The organism is Gordonia polyisoprenivorans (genome assembly GCF_017654315.1).
GTDB classification, from domain to species: domain Bacteria; phylum Actinomycetota; class Actinomycetes; order Mycobacteriales; family Mycobacteriaceae; genus Gordonia; species Gordonia polyisoprenivorans_A.
The window spans coordinates 1,962,368-1,978,160 of record NZ_CP072203.1 but is presented as its reverse complement, the minus strand read 5'-3'; the positions used below and the strand labels follow the sequence as shown (position 1 = coordinate 1,978,160).

The 15,793-nt window shown below is 66.9% G+C and carries 12 protein-coding genes, 4 tRNA genes and 1 pseudogene; 4 read left to right on the top strand and 13 right to left on the bottom strand.

Annotated elements, in window-relative coordinates; translation table 11 throughout:
• Positions 1-96 precede the first annotated feature (96 nt).
• Both J6U32_RS08825 and J6U32_RS08820 read left to right on the top strand, forming a co-directional pair.
• Positions 97-3,633 (top strand): indolepyruvate ferredoxin oxidoreductase family protein, encoded by a 3,537-nt coding sequence (locus J6U32_RS08825; RefSeq protein WP_208794771.1) that lies wholly within the window; start codon positions 97-99, stop codon positions 3,631-3,633.
• A 569-nt stretch (positions 3,634-4,202) separates the two neighbouring features.
• Positions 4,203-4,946 (top strand): annotated as a pseudogene (locus J6U32_RS08820) (HNH endonuclease); the annotation flags it as partial.
• Positions 4,947-4,998: 52 nt separating this feature from the next.
• Here the strand turns inward: J6U32_RS08820 and J6U32_RS08815 are convergent.
• From J6U32_RS08815 to J6U32_RS08785, 7 genes are all read right to left on the bottom strand, one after another.
• Complete coding sequence (locus tag J6U32_RS08815) at positions 4,999-5,934, bottom strand: alpha/beta fold hydrolase (protein WP_208794769.1); 936 nt, start codon at positions 5,932-5,934, stop codon at positions 4,999-5,001.
• Positions 5,935-6,102: 168 nt separating this feature from the next.
• The gene (gene rplA, locus J6U32_RS08810) at positions 6,103-6,819 is read right to left on the bottom strand and encodes a 50S ribosomal protein L1 (protein WP_006370805.1); all 717 of its coding nucleotides are present in this window, start codon (positions 6,817-6,819) and stop codon (positions 6,103-6,105) included.
• A gap of 142 nt (positions 6,820-6,961) precedes the next feature.
• Positions 6,962-7,393, bottom strand: coding sequence for a 50S ribosomal protein L11 (gene rplK, locus J6U32_RS08805; RefSeq protein WP_006370804.1), 432 nt, complete (start codon positions 7,391-7,393; stop codon positions 6,962-6,964).
• A gap of 89 nt (positions 7,394-7,482) precedes the next feature.
• The gene (gene nusG, locus J6U32_RS08800; protein WP_208794767.1) at positions 7,483-8,343 is read right to left on the bottom strand and encodes a transcription termination/antitermination protein NusG; all 861 of its coding nucleotides are present in this window, start codon (positions 8,341-8,343) and stop codon (positions 7,483-7,485) included.
• 146 nt (positions 8,344-8,489) lie between these two features.
• Positions 8,490-8,972, bottom strand: a complete 483-nt coding sequence (gene secE / locus J6U32_RS08795) for a preprotein translocase subunit SecE (RefSeq protein WP_208794765.1) — start codon at positions 8,970-8,972, stop codon at positions 8,490-8,492.
• Between the two features lie 38 nt (positions 8,973-9,010).
• Positions 9,011-9,083, bottom strand: a tRNA-Trp gene (locus J6U32_RS08790).
• 279 nt (positions 9,084-9,362) lie between these two features.
• Positions 9,363-10,811, bottom strand: coding sequence for a PLP-dependent aminotransferase family protein (locus J6U32_RS08785; protein ID WP_208794763.1), 1,449 nt, complete (start codon positions 10,809-10,811; stop codon positions 9,363-9,365).
• Between J6U32_RS08785 and J6U32_RS08780 the strand changes: the two genes are divergently transcribed.
• Complete coding sequence (locus J6U32_RS08780; RefSeq protein WP_208794761.1) at positions 10,810-11,829, top strand: DMT family transporter; 1,020 nt, start codon at positions 10,810-10,812, stop codon at positions 11,827-11,829. The two genes, J6U32_RS08785 and J6U32_RS08780, sit on opposite strands and share 2 nt — an antisense overlap.
• Here J6U32_RS08780 and J6U32_RS08775 read toward each other — a convergent pair.
• Positions 11,766-12,896 (bottom strand): ABC transporter permease, encoded by a 1,131-nt coding sequence (locus tag J6U32_RS08775; RefSeq protein WP_244332725.1) that lies wholly within the window; start codon positions 12,894-12,896, stop codon positions 11,766-11,768. The two genes, J6U32_RS08780 and J6U32_RS08775, sit on opposite strands and share 64 nt — an antisense overlap.
• Before the next feature lie 128 nt (positions 12,897-13,024).
• On the opposite strand from J6U32_RS08775, the gene J6U32_RS08770 reads away from it, so the two are divergent.
• Positions 13,025-13,651 carry a TetR/AcrR family transcriptional regulator gene (locus J6U32_RS08770; protein ID WP_208794760.1) on the top strand — a complete coding sequence of 209 codons (627 nt, stop codon included), beginning with the start codon at positions 13,025-13,027 and terminating at the stop codon, positions 13,649-13,651.
• Between the two features lie 48 nt (positions 13,652-13,699).
• On the opposite strand, the gene J6U32_RS08765 is transcribed toward J6U32_RS08770, so the two are convergent.
• The 5 genes from J6U32_RS08765 to J6U32_RS08745 form a co-directional block, all read right to left on the bottom strand.
• Positions 13,700-14,800, bottom strand: coding sequence for a fused (3R)-hydroxyacyl-ACP dehydratase subunits HadA/HadB (locus tag J6U32_RS08765; protein WP_208794758.1), 1,101 nt, complete (start codon positions 14,798-14,800; stop codon positions 13,700-13,702).
• A 176-nt stretch (positions 14,801-14,976) separates the two neighbouring features.
• Positions 14,977-15,144: a 50S ribosomal protein L33 gene (gene rpmG, locus J6U32_RS08760; RefSeq protein WP_003929651.1), complete on the bottom strand. Its 168-nt coding sequence runs from the start codon at positions 15,142-15,144 to the stop codon at positions 14,977-14,979.
• Between the two features lie 84 nt (positions 15,145-15,228).
• A tRNA-Met gene (locus tag J6U32_RS08755) sits at positions 15,229-15,302 on the bottom strand.
• Between the two features lie 41 nt (positions 15,303-15,343).
• Positions 15,344-15,416 (bottom strand) — tRNA-Thr (locus J6U32_RS08750).
• Positions 15,417-15,552: 136 nt separating this feature from the next.
• Positions 15,553-15,633 (bottom strand) — tRNA-Tyr (locus J6U32_RS08745).
• Between the last annotated feature and the right edge of the window lie 160 nt (positions 15,634-15,793).

Below are 15,793 nucleotides of genomic sequence, written 5' to 3'. Positions count from 1 at the left end.
CGTGATGGTGAGCCCACCACCCACGGGCCGCAAGCACCTGCGTCTCCCCACCCATGGGAGTCGCGCGCCACAACTACAGAAGGCCAGGTAGAACCCATGACCCTCGCCCCGCATGCCCCCGCGACCAGCGGTCTCGAAGACCGCTACGTCCGTGAATCGGGCACCGTCTTCCTCGGCGGCATCGCTGCCCTCGTCCGCATGGTGCGCGATCGAGCGCTCGTCGATCGCCGCATGAACCAGCGCACCGCGTCCTTCATCTCCGGATACGAGGGCTCTCCCCTCGCCGGTTACGACCTCGAACTCGCCAAGCGTCGCGGACTGCTCGAGCCCCTCGACATCGTTCATCGCCCCGGCCTCAACGAGGAGCTCGCCGCGACCTCGGTGATGGGGTCGCAGGTGGCCGCCCAGGTGACCGGACTCGCCCCGGACAACGCCGGCAAACCCCGCTCGGGCGTGGTCGGTTACTGGTACGGCAAGGCCCCGGGCCTCGATCGCGCCTCCGACGCACTGCGGCACGCGAACATCATCGGCACCCACCCCGACGGCGGCGCGGTCGCCCTCGTCGGCGACGACCCCGGCGCGAAGAGTTCGACCGTGCCGTGCGCCTCGGAGATGGCACTGGCCGACCTCTACATTCCGATCCTGTATCCGGCGGACTCCCAGGACATCCTCGACCTCGGTGTCCACGCCGCCCACCTGAGCCGCGTCAGCGGACTGTGGACGTCGCTGAAGATCTCCGCACATGTCGCCGACGGCGCCTCGACGGTGCAGCTCGACCCCACCCGCATCACCCCGGAGTACGGCGGCCTCGGACGTAGCCCGCACGTTCCCTCGGGGCGTCTTCTCGGCGCGAATCTGATGGAGCTCGAACAGAATCAGCTCACCATCCGGATGCCGCGCGCCCACGAGTACGCGCGCCTCAACGGCCTGAATCGGATCACCGTGCGCTCGGGCGACGATCGCATCGGCATCGTCGCCGCGGGCAAGACCTACCTCGATGTGCGCGAGGCCCTGCACCTGATGGGTCTGACCGAGGCGGATCTCAACCGCCTCGGAATCCGCATCCTCAAGCTCGGCATGGTGTACCCGCTCGAGCAGGAGATCTTGCGGCGCTTCATCACCGACACCGCATCGGGACGCCTCGACGAGGTGATCGTCGTCGAGGAGAAGCGCGACTTCATCGAAACGATGATGCGCGACATCTTGTTCCGTGACCCCATCGCCCCGCACATCGTCGGCAAGGTCAACGAGGACGGGTCCACCCTGTTCTCGCGCTTCGGCGAACTCGACGTCGACGCGGTCACCCGGGGTCTGGCCATGCGGTTGGCGCGACACCATCACGTCGACGCTGCGATCGACTGGCTCGACCGCTGCAGCCGCCGTCGCACACGGATCGAACTGCCGCTGGCCGTGCGCACCCCGTACTTCTGTTCCGGATGCCCCCACAACAGTTCGACGCACGTGGCGGAGAACACCCTCGTCGGCGCCGGAATCGGTTGCCACGCCATGGTTCTACTGATGGACCCCCACCAGGTCGGCGATGTCGCCGGGGTCACGCAGATGGGTGGTGAAGGCGCGCAGTGGCTGGGCATGGCCCCGTTCGTCGAGGCCGATCATTTCGTGCAGAACATCGGCGACGGCACCTTCACCCATTCCGGGTCACTGGCCATCCGCGCGGCGGTGGCCGCGGGTGCGAACATCACCTACAAGTTGCTCTACAACGGTACGGTCGCCATGACCGGCGGCCAGAATCCCGTCGGCGGCTTCAGCCTGACCGAGATCACGAATCTACTTCTCGCCGAGGGTGTCGGGCGCATCGTCATCACCTCCGACGACCCGTCGCGCACCAAGGCAAACGCCTTGCCGTCCGGGGTGCGCGTGCGTGATCGCTCCGAACTCGCCGACGTCCAGCGCGAACTGGCGGCCGTCGAGGGCGTGACCGTCCTGATCCACGATCAGGCGTGCGCCGCGGAGAAGCGCCGCAAGCGCAAGCGCGGCACCCTGGACACCCCGACCACTCGGGTGATGATCAACGAGCGAATCTGTGAGGGTTGCGGCGACTGTGGCACGAAGTCCAACTGTCTTTCGGTGCATCCTGTTCCGACGGAGTTCGGCCGCAAGACCCGCATCGACCAGAGTTCGTGCAACCTCGACTACTCGTGCCTGAAGGGCGACTGCCCGTCGTTCGTCACCGTCACTCCCGGAACCGCCGATCGCACACGTACCGCGACGGCGGCCGAGCTCACCGGCGATTCCTTGCCGCGCCCCTCTATCGCTCGGACACTCACGGGTCCGGGCACCGATGTGGCGACGCTGCGGATCACGGGCATCGGCGGGACCGGCGTGGTCACCATCTCCCAGATCCTGGCGACCGCAGCCACTCTCGACGGCCACGCCGCACGCACCGTCGACATGACCGGGCTGGCCCAGAAGGGTGGTGCGGTGGTCAGCGACGTGAAGATCTCCAACCGGCCGATCGAGCTGGCCGCCAAGGTCGCCTCCGGGACGTGCGACCTGTACCTCGCGTGCGACTCTCTGGTGGCTGCCGACGCGGTCAACCTCAAGGTCACCGCTCCTGACCGGACCACCGCCGTGGTGTCGACCACGCGTATCCCGACCGGTTCGATGGTCGTGGACACCTCGGTCGGATTCCCCTCGGACGCACAGATCCACGACGTGATCGACTCCCGGGTGGCACGCGCGGTCTACCTCGATCCGGGAGCGCTCTCGACAGAGCTGTTCGGTCACGAGCAGTATGCCAACATGCTCGCTGTGGGCGCCGCCTATCAGGCCGGCGCGCTGCCGATCAGCGCCGAATCCGTGGAGCGCGCAATCTCTCTCAACGGCGTCGCCGTGGCGGCCAACACCCAGGCCTTCCGCCGCGGGCGTCAGGTCGTGGCCGACCCGGATGCCGTGCGCACCGAAATCGCACGGCTGCATCCGGTGGTGACCGCACCCGAGCCGAGCGCGTGGGCGCAGACGCAGGTGGCCGCTCTCGGCAGCACCGACGACGAGTTGGCACACACCATCGCGGTGCGCGTCGACGATCTAGCCGGTTACGCCGACGAGCGTTACGCCCGTGAGTATCTCGACGCCGTCGCACGAGTACATCGCAGCAGCGCTGGCGACGAGTTGACCGACGCGGTGGCTCGCAATCTGTACAAACTCATGGCCTACAAGGACGAGTACGAGGTGGCTCGGCTCACCGCCGACCCGACGTTCGCCGCGCAGGTAGCCGACCAGTACGGCGCAGACGCGAAGGTCGCGGTGCGTCTGCACCCGCCGACCCTGCGGGCCGTGGGCATGAAGGAAAAGATGTCGCTCGGCGCGTGGGCCAAGCCCGGTCTCGGCACCCTGGCGAAGATGAAGCGGCTGCGCGGCACCCGCCTCGATCCCTTCGGCTACAACGAGATCCGTCGGACCGAACGCGCCCTCATCGGCGAGTACCGGTCACTGGTCGATTCGATCGTCGCAGCCTGGGAATCGGGTTCGGTGACACCGCAACAGTATTTGTCGATCGTCGAGCTGGCGGCCCTGCCGGACATGGTTCGCGGCTACGAAGGCATCAAGATGGCCAACGTCGCGCGTTATCGCGAGGCCGTCGCCCAGATGCGTTCCACCCTCGGACTGTAACCTCATCGGCCACGGGTGCCCCTCGCTCCTGCGAGGGGCGCCCGTGGCGTCTGCATCTCCTCTCCGCCCGATAGCCGAACACCCTTCCCCCGACGGTCGACCAACCCACCCAACCCGACAGCCGAACGCCCCCCGATGGTCGAGGTGCGAGCCGCGTGCGGCGAGCCTCGAGACCCGGTGAGACAACAGATCTCCCAACCACATCCGCCGTCCGCGAGCCGAACTCGCAGACGCCCCCGCTGCACCAGCCGCGTCCGCAAAGTGAAGCCGCGAACTCATCACTCCCGACGGCCAAGCCCGCCCCACCCGATGGTCGAGGTGCACGGCGCCCCAGGCGCCGGGCCTCGAGACCCGGCGAGACAACCAGCCTCCCAACCACATCCACCAACCACAGCGAAACCCGCACCCCCTAACCACACCCCACCGACAGAGAACTGCCGCCAGCCCACCCCCGAAACCCGTTGTCCACAAGCACCTTTCCCTCCCCAGAATTATCGAACACCCTTGCCTTACTTCAAATGTTCGAGTACCATGGAGGCATCGCACCGATCAGCCACCGGGGAGGGGCCATGATCGACACCACCACAACTCTTGACATCAAAGATGTTGACGCCGAATCATTCTTCGCCGCCATCGTCACCCAACTCAGCGACCTGCAATGGAATCCCGACATGACCGGACCCCAAGCCTTCGGCGCCATGAAACAAGTCCTCCTGCTCCGCAATCTGGTCGATCACCACGCCACCACCCTCACCGGCGAAATGGACCGGTTAGGGGTGGCCGACCACAAAACCACCCGACTTCGAGAACTGTTGATCAGCATGGGCTTCGCACCCGCCGTCGCAGGTCGGTATGTGCGGATGGCCGGCACCACCGATATCGATCTGTTGTTGGCGCATGCCGCGGACGGGTCCATCTCCTCCGAACACACCGACGCCATCGTCCGCGGACTGGCCCACATCGACACCCGCTCCCCCGAACCCCTCGACACCGTCCAACGGTGCGAGCTTCTGCGGAAACTGCTGTCCCACTATTTCGCCGGCTTCACCCCCGCCGAGATCAACCTCTACGCACGGCAGCTGGGCAACGAGCTCGCCGCGGAGACGCCCGGCGGGTTACCTGCCGCCGAAGACAAGAACATCAACTCCTACACCGACCGCATCACCGACGACGGACGGCTGGAAATCTCGGCGAACCTAGCGCTCCTCGGCACCTCGACCATCGGGATGGGGCGGCCATCGGGCACGAAACCCGGGGTGGGAACGCCCCCCCGATGGTCGAGGTGCGAGCCGCGTGCGGCGAGCCTCGAGACCGACTGCACTGGTGCTGGATTCGGTCCACGGTGGCCCGGAACCCGAGTTCAGATCACCGTTCGACGCAGCGACTCGCGAAATCGATGATCTCTCCGGCTACTTCGTCACGGATCTCGGGCTCGTTGTGAACCTCGTGCCGGAAACCGGTGTAGATGCGTGTCCGGACGTCCGGATGTCCGCTCAGCGCAAGCTGATTGGCCACATGGTAGGCCCCCTCACCGAAGTTGGTGACCGGGTCGCCGTCGCCGGCGAGGATCAACACCGGAAGATCAGCACGTATCGACCGGTACCAGTCGGCAGCATTGGCGGCGTCGTAGAGGTCGACGAATCCGCGGAGAAACCGCACCGACATCGGGGCGCCGAAGTTGTTCAGCGGGTCGACGGCGTGATCACGGACGACGTCGTGGTCGCGGGCCACCCACGCCGTCGGGCCGGATCCCGGCTCGTAGCGGGAGATGAACCCGTCGAACATCGACACCACGTACGCCTCGGACGCCGGCGCAGCAGTATCGGTCTCGGCGGCGAGAGCCTGACGGTCGAGCAGATTCTCGATGCCGTGAATCCCTGCGGCGATTCCACACAGAATCAACCCGTCGACCTGATCACTGTCCCCACTCACCAGTCCGCGCGCGATCATCGACCCCCACGAGTGCCCGAAGATCACATACGGCAGATCGGGATGACGTTCGCGCACAATCGAACGCAGCGAGCGTTCATCGTCCACGACCACCTCATCGGCCCGATCACCGGCGTCGGCCCAGATGCCCGACGACATCGCAGTCTTGCCGTGCCCGGCGTGGTCGTCGGCCGCCACGACGAATCCCGCATCCAGCAACCGGGTGATCAGCGGGAGATAGCGTCGCGAGTGTTCGCCCAGACCATGGATCAGCTGGATGATGCCCCGGGCCGGGCGTACCGGTTCGTAGATCCACCCGTAGATCGTGTCCCGTTGATTGCTCGAGGTGAACTCGACTTCGCGGAGTGACATCGTTGGCTCCTTCGGCGCGTGATCGGTGACGTCGTAACGCTAACTGACAGCGTCGCCGGACGTGCCGGCGAAATCGCTGGCGCAGCGCCGCAGCGAATGACAACAGCTCACACGACAACACCCCCGATCGCCACCAGAGCGATCAGGGGTGTGGGATGTCGAACTCGCTCAGGCCTGCGCAGGCTCGGCGAAGTTGCGGGTCACCGCCGGGTCGACCGGGATACCCGGACCCGTGGTGGTGGAGACGGTGACCTTCTTGATGTAGCGGCCCTTGGCAGCCGACGGCTTGGCTCGCATGATCTCGTCGTAGGCGGCACCGTAGTTCTCGGCCAGCTTGGTGGCGTCGAACGAGGCCTTACCGATGACGAAGTGCAGGTTCGCAGCCTTGTCGACGCGGAAGTTGATCTTGCCGCCCTTGATGTCATTGATGGCCTTGGTCACGTCCGGGGTGACGGTGCCGGTCTTCGGGTTCGGCATCAGACCACGCGGGCCCAGGACGCGCGCGATCCGGCCGACCTTGGCCATCTGATCGGGGGTGGCGATCGCGGCGTCGAAGTCCAGCCAGCCGCCCTGGATCTTCTCGATGAGATCCTCGGCGCCGACCTCGTCGGCACCGGCGGCCACGGCCTCGGCGGCCTTGTCGCCGGTGGCGAACACGATCACGCGGGCGGTCTTACCGGTCCCGTGGGGCAGATTGACGGTGCCTCGAACCATCTGGTCCGCCTTGCGGGGGTCGACGCCCAGCCGGATCGCAACCTCGACGGTCGCGTCGGTGTTCTTCGACGACGTGTCCTTGGCCAGCTCGGCAGCCTCCAGCGGGCTGTAGAGCTTGCTCTTGTCGACCTTCTCGGCCGCGGCCGCGTAGGCCTTGCTCTTCTTGCTCATTGCTCTGTTCTTTCTCCGTGAAACGATTCGGGTTGGTGGTGCGGGCCGAGCCGGCCCTCCCACTACATCTGAAGACTCTCAGCCTTCGGTGACATCGCGAGATCGGGAGCTCACTCGAGGTGATTCTCGCGAGATCGCAAGCTCACTCGACGGTGATGCCCATCGACCGAGCAGTACCGGCGATGATCTTCGCGGCCTGATCGATGTCGTTGGCGTTGAGGTCTTCCTGCTTGGTCTTGGCGATCTCGCGGACCTGGTCCATCGAGACCTTGCCAACCTTCTTGGTGTGCGGCTCGCCGGAGCCCTTCTGCAAGCCGGCAGCCTTGAGCAGCAGCTTCGCCGCCGGCGGGGTCTTCAACTTGAAGTCGAACGACCGATCTTCGTACACGAAGATCTCCACCGGAATGACGTTGCCACGCTGCGACTCGGTCGCGGCGTTGTACGCCTTGCAGAATTCCATGATGTTCACGCCGTGCTGACCAAGCGCCGGACCCACGGGCGGGGCCGGGTTGGCCGCGCCTGCCTGGATCTGGAGCTTGATGATCCCGGCAAGCTTCTTCTTCTTGGGAGGCATCTCTAGTTCCTTGGTTGTTCTCTTGCTGATCCACGTCCGCTGGAGGCGTGGAAGTTGTGGTGGTCAGCCTGTCGGGGCTGACGGGCGAATCAGATCTTCTCGACCTGATTGAAGCCGAGCTCGACGGGCGTCTCGCGACCGAAGATCGACACCAGCACCTTGACCTTGCGCTGCTCGGCGTTGACCTCCGAGATCGAGGCCGGCAGCGTCGCGAACGGTCCGTCCATGACGGTGACCGACTCGCCGACCTCGAAATCGACCTCGATGGTCGAGGTGACCGCGGCTGCGGCGGCCTCGACGCTCTCGCCGGCCGAGGCGGCCTTGGCGGCGGTCTTCTTGGCCTCGGTGCGCGGCATCAAGAACTGCAGCACCTCGTTGAGGCTCAACGGCGACGGCTTGGAGGTCATTCCGACGAACCCGGTGACACCCGGGGTGTTGCGCACCGCGCCCCACGACTCGTCGTTGAGATCCATGCGCACCAGGATGTAGCCGGGCAGCACCTTGCGGTTGACCTTCTTGGGCTGGCCGTTCTTGATCTCGGTGACCTCTTCGGTCGGCACCTCGACCTGGAAGATGTAGTCGCCGACGTCGAGGTTCTGCACGCGGGTCTCGAGGTTGGCCTTCACCTTGTTCTCGTAACCGGCGTAGCTGTGGATGACATACCACTCGCCGGGCGCGCGACGCAGTTGCTTGCGCAGTTCCTCGACGGGGTCGGTCTCCTCGGGCTCGGCGGGAGCGTCGGCCTCTTCGGTCACCTCGTCGGTGGCTGCCTCGTCGGCCTCGACCGCGGCCTCGCCGCCCTCGACGGCAGCGGCCTCGTCCTCGGCAGCCTCGGCCTGGGCCTCGACACCGGGGTCGTCGGTCTCGTCCACGAGGGTCTCGTCGGTGACGGCCTCGTCGGTCACGACGCCCTCGACGTCAGCCGCTTCGGTGTTCTCCGGGGTGCTCACTGCAGCCCACGCTCCTCTTTCTCACAGTTTCGGTCAGGTCTCACGTCGTTCGCCCGGTCGTCACTCGACCGTGCCGTCCGCCGTGCGCCGACGACCGGTTCGTCGGGCGCCCCGAGATGGTCGGTGCGCTCACTCGAGGTGAACCGCTAACCGAACAGCCAGAGGACGCCCTTGGCGAAGCCGAGGTCGATACCGAAGATGAAGGCGGTCATGATGATCACGAACACCAGCACGACGGCCGTGTACACGACCAGGTCGCGGCGGCTCGGCCAGATGACCTTCCTCAGTTCGGTGACGACCTGCTGCAGGAACAGCCAGATCCGAACCAACGGATTGCGGCTCTCCGCAGGCGACGCCTTCTTCTTCTTGCGTTCCTTGACGGCAACCGCGGTTCCGCCTGCGGAATCCGAATCGCCGTCGGAGGTGCCGGTGGCAGACGCCGAACGGCGACCACGACCCGAACGCTTACCGGACGGGCGGAGCTCGGTGTCGGCCGACTTCGTCAGTGACGTCGTGCTCTCGCCGTCGGAATCGTCGGTGGCATCGGAGACCTCGAGCTCATCGGCCGCCGACGCGGCGGTGTCCCCCGCGGCATCCTTGGCACGGGCTGCTCGATCTCGCTTGCTCAACTTCGAGGTCCTCTCGTCAACGTGTGCCCTCACCAGGGCAGGGGCGACAGGACTTGAACCTGCAACCTGCGGTTTTGGAGACCGCTGCTCTGCCAGTTGAGCTACGCCCCTTTGCGGCCGTCACCTCCCGGCGAGAACTCCCGCCGGGCCACTCGGGCCACCATCTCGATCCACCCTACGGACCGGTGCGTCGTCACCGTCCGGCCGAGGCCGTCGGGTACCGATATTCCGTCGTTCCACGGATCAACCGTCCGACAAAACCAACGCGCCACCCTATGGGTAGCGCGCAAGTCAAAGTCAATCGAGACACTTCAGTGTAGAACATGGGCCCCGCCGAACCCAAAACGCCCCAAGAACACCCCCTCGACGTCAAAGACTTTCCGAGAGAATCTAGAGGCTGTCCGAGAGAATCCGGACGGCGTCATCGTATCGATCCGGGGTGACCGCCGAATAAGTGAGCCGGACGAACAGGCCGGTCGGCTCCGCGGGAAACCACTCGGCACCCGGCGAGATCGCGAGACCGTTGCTCAGCGCCCGCGCGACGACGGTGTCGGCGTCGGGCAGCGCGTCGCCCGCCCTGCCGACGCCCAGGTCTACCCAGAGATGCAAGCCACCGGCCGGCCGGCGCGGATCGAAGCCGGCACCACGCAGCGCGGCCAGCAGGGCGTCGCGCCGGTCCCCCAATGCGCCGGCGAGCGTCTTGCGATGTGTGCGCCATGCCGGCCTGCTCACCACGTCGAGGGCGGCCCACTGCAGTATCGGCGAGACGAAGAGATCCGAATGCGCCAGCGCCTGCTCGATGCGCACGCGTGCCGGTCCGCGCGCGAGAATCCCGGCCACCCGCATCGACGGCGACATGCTCTTGGTCAGCGACCTGACGTAGACGACGTGCCCGTCGCGGTCGGCCACGGCCAGCGGCCGCACCGGCTCGTCGATCCCGAGGTCGTGCGCCCAGTCGTCCTCGACGAGGAATGCCCGGTGCGCGGTGATCACGTCGAGGATCGCCGATCGCTGTCCGGCATCCCAGCGGTCGCCGGTGGGGTTGGCGTGGTTGGGCTGGGCGTAGAAGACGCGTGCCCCCGACGACGCCAGCGCCGCGTCGAGGTCGTCGGCCCGGGGTGCGCCGTCGGACCGGGGCACCGGCACGATCACCAGACCGGCCTGCCGGGCGGCACCGATCGCACCCCAGTAGGTCGGCGATTCCATGACGATCGGCTCGCCGGGGGCGGCGAGCGCGCGGAACGCCGCGGCCAGTGCCGCCTGCCCACCCGAGGCGACCATCACATCGGAGGAGTGCCAGGATTCGGCGGGCACACACCCGGACGTGTCGGCCCCCGGAGAGTCACTCCCCGAGGAGTCGGTGGTGGAGAGCTCGTCGGCGAACCAACGCCGCAACTCCGGAATCCCCGCTATCGGCGGGCGGCGATAGCACTCCGGCCGACGTGCCACGCGGCCCAGTGCCGCACCGACCTCCCGGATCGGGAGCAGCGACTCGTCGGGGTAGCCCGAATGCATGGCGATCGTGTCGTGCGGCACCTGCCGCAGGGTCGAACCGACCGGCGAGGCCCCACCTCGTCGGGGTCCGAGCGCGGCCGTCTGCCACGCCACGTCCGCGCCTCGCCGTTGCGTCGGACGTGCGCGGACGAAAGTGCCACGGCCGGGTCGGGTGTCGACGAGTCCGTCGGCCACCACCATCGCGAGCGCCCGCTGCACGGTCACCGGCCCGGCTCCGAACCGGGCCGCGAGTTCACGGGTGGACGGCAGCTTGGCCCCCGGGCTCGCCGCTGCGGCCAGCGACCGCAGGTGACGGGCAATCTGCTCACTGCTATCGTCGGACATGAGAACACATAGTAGCGCTATCGGATCAACGACGCGTCCGCTATCGGCGCAGGGCCCGACGACCGTCCACGGACTCGCCTGGGGGCTCGTCGGGGTGATCGCCTTCTCGTTCACCGTCCCGCTGACGCGCATCGCGGTCGGGGGCACCGGCGGTGCGGGACTCGACCCGCTGTTCGTGGGCTGCGGGCGGGCCGTCGTCGCGGCCGCTCTCGCCACGGTGGCGCTGATCGCGTTCGGCGCTCCGCTGCCGACCCGCCGGCAGTGGTTTCGGCTCGTCCCGGTGTCGGCGGGCGTGGTGGCCGGCTTCCCGATCCTGACCTCCCTGGCCATGCAGCGCACCACCGCCGGACATGCCGCAGTGGTGATCGGCCTGCTGCCCGCGGCGACCGCGGTGGTCGCGGTGCTCCTGACCGGCGAACGACCGTCGTCACGTTTCTGGTTCGGTGCGGCCCTCGGGGTGGGAGCCACCGTCGTGTTCAGCCTGCTCGCCCACGGCGGGTCCGTCGGTAGCGGACCAGGGGTCGCCGACGCCCTGCTCGCTGCGGCGGTGGTGCTCGGCGCGATCGGATACGCACAGGGCGGGCTGATGTCACGGGAACTCGGTTCGTGGCAGACCATCTGCTGGGCACTGGTGCTCGCAGCGCCGGTGATGGTGGCGGTGTCGGCGTTCAGCGTGGTCACCCATCCACCGCACGCCGGCGCCGGCCAGTGGACGGCGTTCGCCTACCTGGCCGGCGTCAGCATGTTCCTCGGATTCTTCGCCTGGTATCGCGGTCTCGCGATCGGACCGATGACCACGGTCAGTCAGATCCAGCTGGTGCAACCGGTCCTCAGTGTCTGCTGGGCCGTCGTCATGCTCGGCGAGCACCTCACCGCGCCGCTCGTCGTCGGCGGGTGCGCGGTGATCGCTTGTGCCGCTTTCACCGTGCGCTCCCGCGTCGGGGCAGCCCCGCATCAGCGCGAGTGTCCCGAAAACGAGTGCCCAGCCGACGAGTGCACCGACATCTCGACGACGTGACCGATTTCGTGGCGCCCGTGCGGGGCCGAGTCGTTCGCCGCGTCGGCCTCATCGGCGCCGGCGGTGTCACCGTGTGCCGCACCGTCGATGCCGATGACCTCGTCGATGAGTTCGTCGTCCTCACTGACGTCGGTCTGACGCCACAGTGCGATCGCGTAGAGACCCAGCCCGGCCACCAGCCACACCGTGAGCACCACGATCGGATGAATGATGTTGTGGCCATTGAAGAATCCGACGTTGCGCAGCAGTGTGCCGGTGGCCCCGGGCGGGAGGAGCTGACCGATCGCACCCCACGGAGAGGGCAGCAGATCCGGTGAGCTGCTCAGCCCGGACAGCGGATTGCCCAGCACCACAAGCAGAATCGCGGCGATCCCGAGGCCCGCTCCGCCGAGTAGTCGCCGCAGTCCGATCACCCCGAACGCGGTGGCGGCGATGCCCAGGATTCCGCTCAGCACCAGATACCCGAAGGCGGTGTCGAAAGTACCCAGCACGTAACGCATCAGGAGGTTGATCGCGAGCCCGGCCAGCACGGCGAAGCCCAGTGTCGCCAGCACGAGGTTGCGTGGCCGTCGGATCATCATCATCAGTGCCACACCACCGATCCAGCCGCCCAGGGCGAGCGGCAATGCTCCGGCGGCCAGCCCGACGCCCTTCGGGTCGCCGGTGCCGAACCCGCGGACGTCGACGACGGTGACCGGCGAGTGCATCTGCGTGCCGATCTGTTGCCCGATGGTCTCGATGAGCGTGGCCACTGCCGGACTGCCCGCGGTGGTCACCAGCACTCGCGTCGAATCCCGTTGCACGACAAGCGCTCCCTCGACCTCGCGGTCGAGGATCTGGCGGCGCGCCTGCGCCTCGTCGCCGACGGCGGTGACCTCGAAGCCGCCGGGCTGACGCTCCTCGAGTGCATGGGTGATCTGCTCGGTGGCCGCGGCGGGCGCGACCACCGCGAGCGGGATGTCATTGGGCTTGGAGTGCACCCCGGGGAGCGCGAACGCCAGCAGCAGGATCGATACCACCGCGGTCAGGCCCAGCACCAGGGCGAGGGCCTTCCCTTCGTCGGACATCATCATCACATTCCCCTTAAGATACGTGGCGTTTCTTACTGTCTGCGATGCTAGTCTGACCCAACAAGAAACGCAACGTTTCCTATCCGGGCCGGCTCGATCGGCCGACTGTCGGAAGGTGGCAACAGATGGCAGCGACCCGACGCCGCGGCGCCGAACTCGATGCGGCGATCTTCGACGCAGTGCTCACCGAGTTGCGCGACGTCGGATTCGCCGACCTCACCGTGGAAGGGGTCGCGCGGCGTGCGGGAACCAGCAAGGCCGTGCTGTATCGACGATGGGCGACCAAGCTGGAGATGGTGATCACCGCCCTGGCCAACACGCGCCTGGCCGACATCACTCCCCCTGACACCGGCTCTCTGGCCGGTGATCTACGGGGCACGATCCACGAGTTGCTCGAGCGGCTGGCCGCACAGGGTCGTGAGGTGGCGCTCGGCATCATGGCCGGCGCCGCGTCGGAGCCCAATCCCGCGGCCATGACGGTGCTGCGCACCAAGGCCGAGGATCTGTCGGGGGTGATCATCCGACGGGCACGCGCCCGCGGTGAGATCGGCGCGGGGCCGGTGCCCGCGACGGCCGCCACGCTGGCGTTCGACCTCGTGCGCTACCGATTCCTGATGGAGGGCTCACTGTCGGCCGAGGCGATCGACGACATCGTCGAGACCGCGGCGGTGCCGCTCATCCGGGTGCACGCCGCCGGCGCACAAGGTTCTGGCGCAGAGGGATCCGGCGCAGCGGAATCCGGCACTGGGTGATCCGGCACTGGGTGATCCGGCACTGGGTGATCCGGGAGCGCCCCGACCTCAGTTGAACTGGATGACGGCCTGTGCGCGGCCGAAGATCTTGCGGTCGCCCTGCTTGGCGACGATCGCGATCGTGCCACGGCGGGTGTTGGGGTCGAGGGATTTGATCTTGCCGGTGAAGTCGACGGCGGCGCTGTCGTCGGCGGGCACGTAGACGGGGCTGGTGAAGCGAACGTTGTACTCGCAGAACGCCGCCGGATCGCCGATGTGCTCGGAGATGAAGGTCGCGCCGAGGCCCATCGTCTGCATACCGTGCGCCACGACGTCGTCCATGCCCGAGGCCTTGACGAGGTGGTCGGAGAAGTGGATCGGGTTGGGGTCTCCGGCCACACCGGCGTAGTTGGTGAGGTTGCCGCGCGTCAGCAGGAAGCGCTTGGCCGGTAGTTCCTGGCCCACGGTCAGGGTGTCGAAGTCCACCGCGCCGTAGGCTCCGGGACGTTCGGTGGGGTCGGGGCGGTCGTAGCGTCCCGGCTCGGGCTCGACGGTGCGTCCGACGGTGCCGGTGCGGTCGACCTTCATCATCACGTGGTCGAGCGATTCGGCGAGCTCGGGATCGATCTCCATGCCCGGCCGCGCGGCCAGCGAGGTGTAGGTGGTCATCACCGGCTCGTTGCGCTGATTCCAGATGACGTTCTTGGTGACCATCAGATCGATCGTCTCGGGGCTGGTGACGTGCCGGAACGAGTCGAGCGACACGTCACACACCAGCTGATCGCCGACTTTCATCGGCTGGTGGTAGATCAGCCGCTGGTCGGTCTGCATGATCTGCCACAGGTCGTATCCGGTGATGACGTCCTCGAACAGTTTGCGCTGGGCGACGATGCCCAGCACCGACACATAGGTCGGGGCGGCGATCAGGGTGTCGTGGCCGAGGCGGCGCGCTGCGGACTCGTCCCAGTGCGTCGGGTGCGGGTCCTGCACGGCCAGGGCGTGTTTGCGGACCTCTTCGCGACCGATTTCGTAGTAGTCGTCGACGGTGTAGTTGAAGCCGACGAGCGACTTGGTGTGCTCGGCGATCTCCTCGGGGGTGAGCTTCTCGCCCGCGGTCTTCAACTCCGAGGTCCGCTGCTTGATCTCGGCGTCGCTGATCTGTGACGACATGCGGTTCGCTCCTTACCTGTGCCACGTCCCGGTGGCGTCGATCCATGACTGCCGATGGCTGGTGCCGCGCGGCGCGCGAGACGAGTCTTGCGCGGGCGCCGCACATACCACTGCGGACCGCCTCGTCGAGGCGGTCCGCAGGTATGTCTGTATGTCGCCGGTCGCCGACGACGGCGTCAGCGAGACTCTTTGTGTGCCTGGTGCTTGCCGCAGTTCGGGCAGAACTTCTTGATCTCGAGACGATCGGGATCGTTGCGACGGTTCTTCTTGGTGATGTAGTTGCGGTGCTTGCACACCTCGCAGGCCAAGGTGATCTTGGGCCGCACATCAGTTGAGGAAGCCACTGTAATCCTTCTTTCACGGGGGTTTGCGTGTTCTCGGCGCTCGTGCCCCCGTGTCCCGGGCCGCCGCGGGCGCTGCGTGTTGTGTAGCGGTGGAGGGGCTCGATCCCTCGACCTCACGATTATGAGTCGTGCGCTCTAACCAGCTGAGCTACACCGCCTTGGCGGCCTGAGCACCCGCGGGGGCGATCAAGTCCTCCCGAGCCCCCTGACGGAATCGAACCGTCGACCTTTTCCTTACCATGGAAACGCTCTGCCGACTGAGCTAAGGGGGCGTTCACCCGTGCTGCCCGGTCATGTGTCCGGGCGGCTCGAGAGCCTTAACGAGATTACACACCGACTCGGCGGCGCACCAAATCGCCTGTTACAGCGGTTTGACGGCGCGTCGCGAACGACGATTTTCCTCGTTTGTGGCAGGTATAGGATTCGAACCTATGTAGCTTGCGCGACGGATTTACAGTCCGCTCCCTTTGGCCGCTCGGGCAACCTGCCGTGCCATTCTCTCGACCGTTTCGGGCCGCGTGAACAACGCCGTGAAGAATACAACGACTACCGCTGGTTCACGCAAACCCGCTGGTCAGCGACGCCGCACCGAGCGCGCTCCCCTCCTCGCCGACAGCGCCCGTCTCCTCGCCGACGGCGCCCGTCTCAC

Excerpts from the sequence above, each read along its gene's own strand:
- J6U32_RS08775 (WP_244332725.1), bottom strand. The coding sequence starts at position 12,896 with ATGTCCGACGAAGGGAAGGCCCTCGCCCTGGTGCTGGGCCTGACCGCG.
- rplK (WP_006370804.1), bottom strand. The coding sequence starts at position 7,393 with ATGCCTCCCAAGAAGAAGAAGCTTGCCGGGATCATCAAGCTCCAGATC.
- J6U32_RS08765 (WP_208794758.1), bottom strand. The coding sequence starts at position 14,800 with ATGTCGTCACAGATCAGCGACGCCGAGATCAAGCAGCGGACCTCGGAG.
- J6U32_RS08785 (WP_208794763.1), bottom strand. The coding sequence starts at position 10,811 with ATGTCCGACGATAGCAGTGAGCAGATTGCCCGTCACCTGCGGTCGCTG.
- J6U32_RS08780 (WP_208794761.1), top strand. The coding sequence starts at position 10,810 with ATGAGAACACATAGTAGCGCTATCGGATCAACGACGCGTCCGCTATCG.
- J6U32_RS08825 (WP_208794771.1), top strand. The coding sequence starts at position 97 with ATGACCCTCGCCCCGCATGCCCCCGCGACCAGCGGTCTCGAAGACCGC.
- J6U32_RS08770 (WP_208794760.1), top strand. The coding sequence starts at position 13,025 with ATGGCAGCGACCCGACGCCGCGGCGCCGAACTCGATGCGGCGATCTTC.
- J6U32_RS08815 (WP_208794769.1), bottom strand. The coding sequence starts at position 5,934 with ATGTCACTCCGCGAAGTCGAGTTCACCTCGAGCAATCAACGGGACACG.
- rplA (WP_006370805.1), bottom strand. The coding sequence starts at position 6,819 with ATGAGCAAGAAGAGCAAGGCCTACGCGGCCGCGGCCGAGAAGGTCGAC.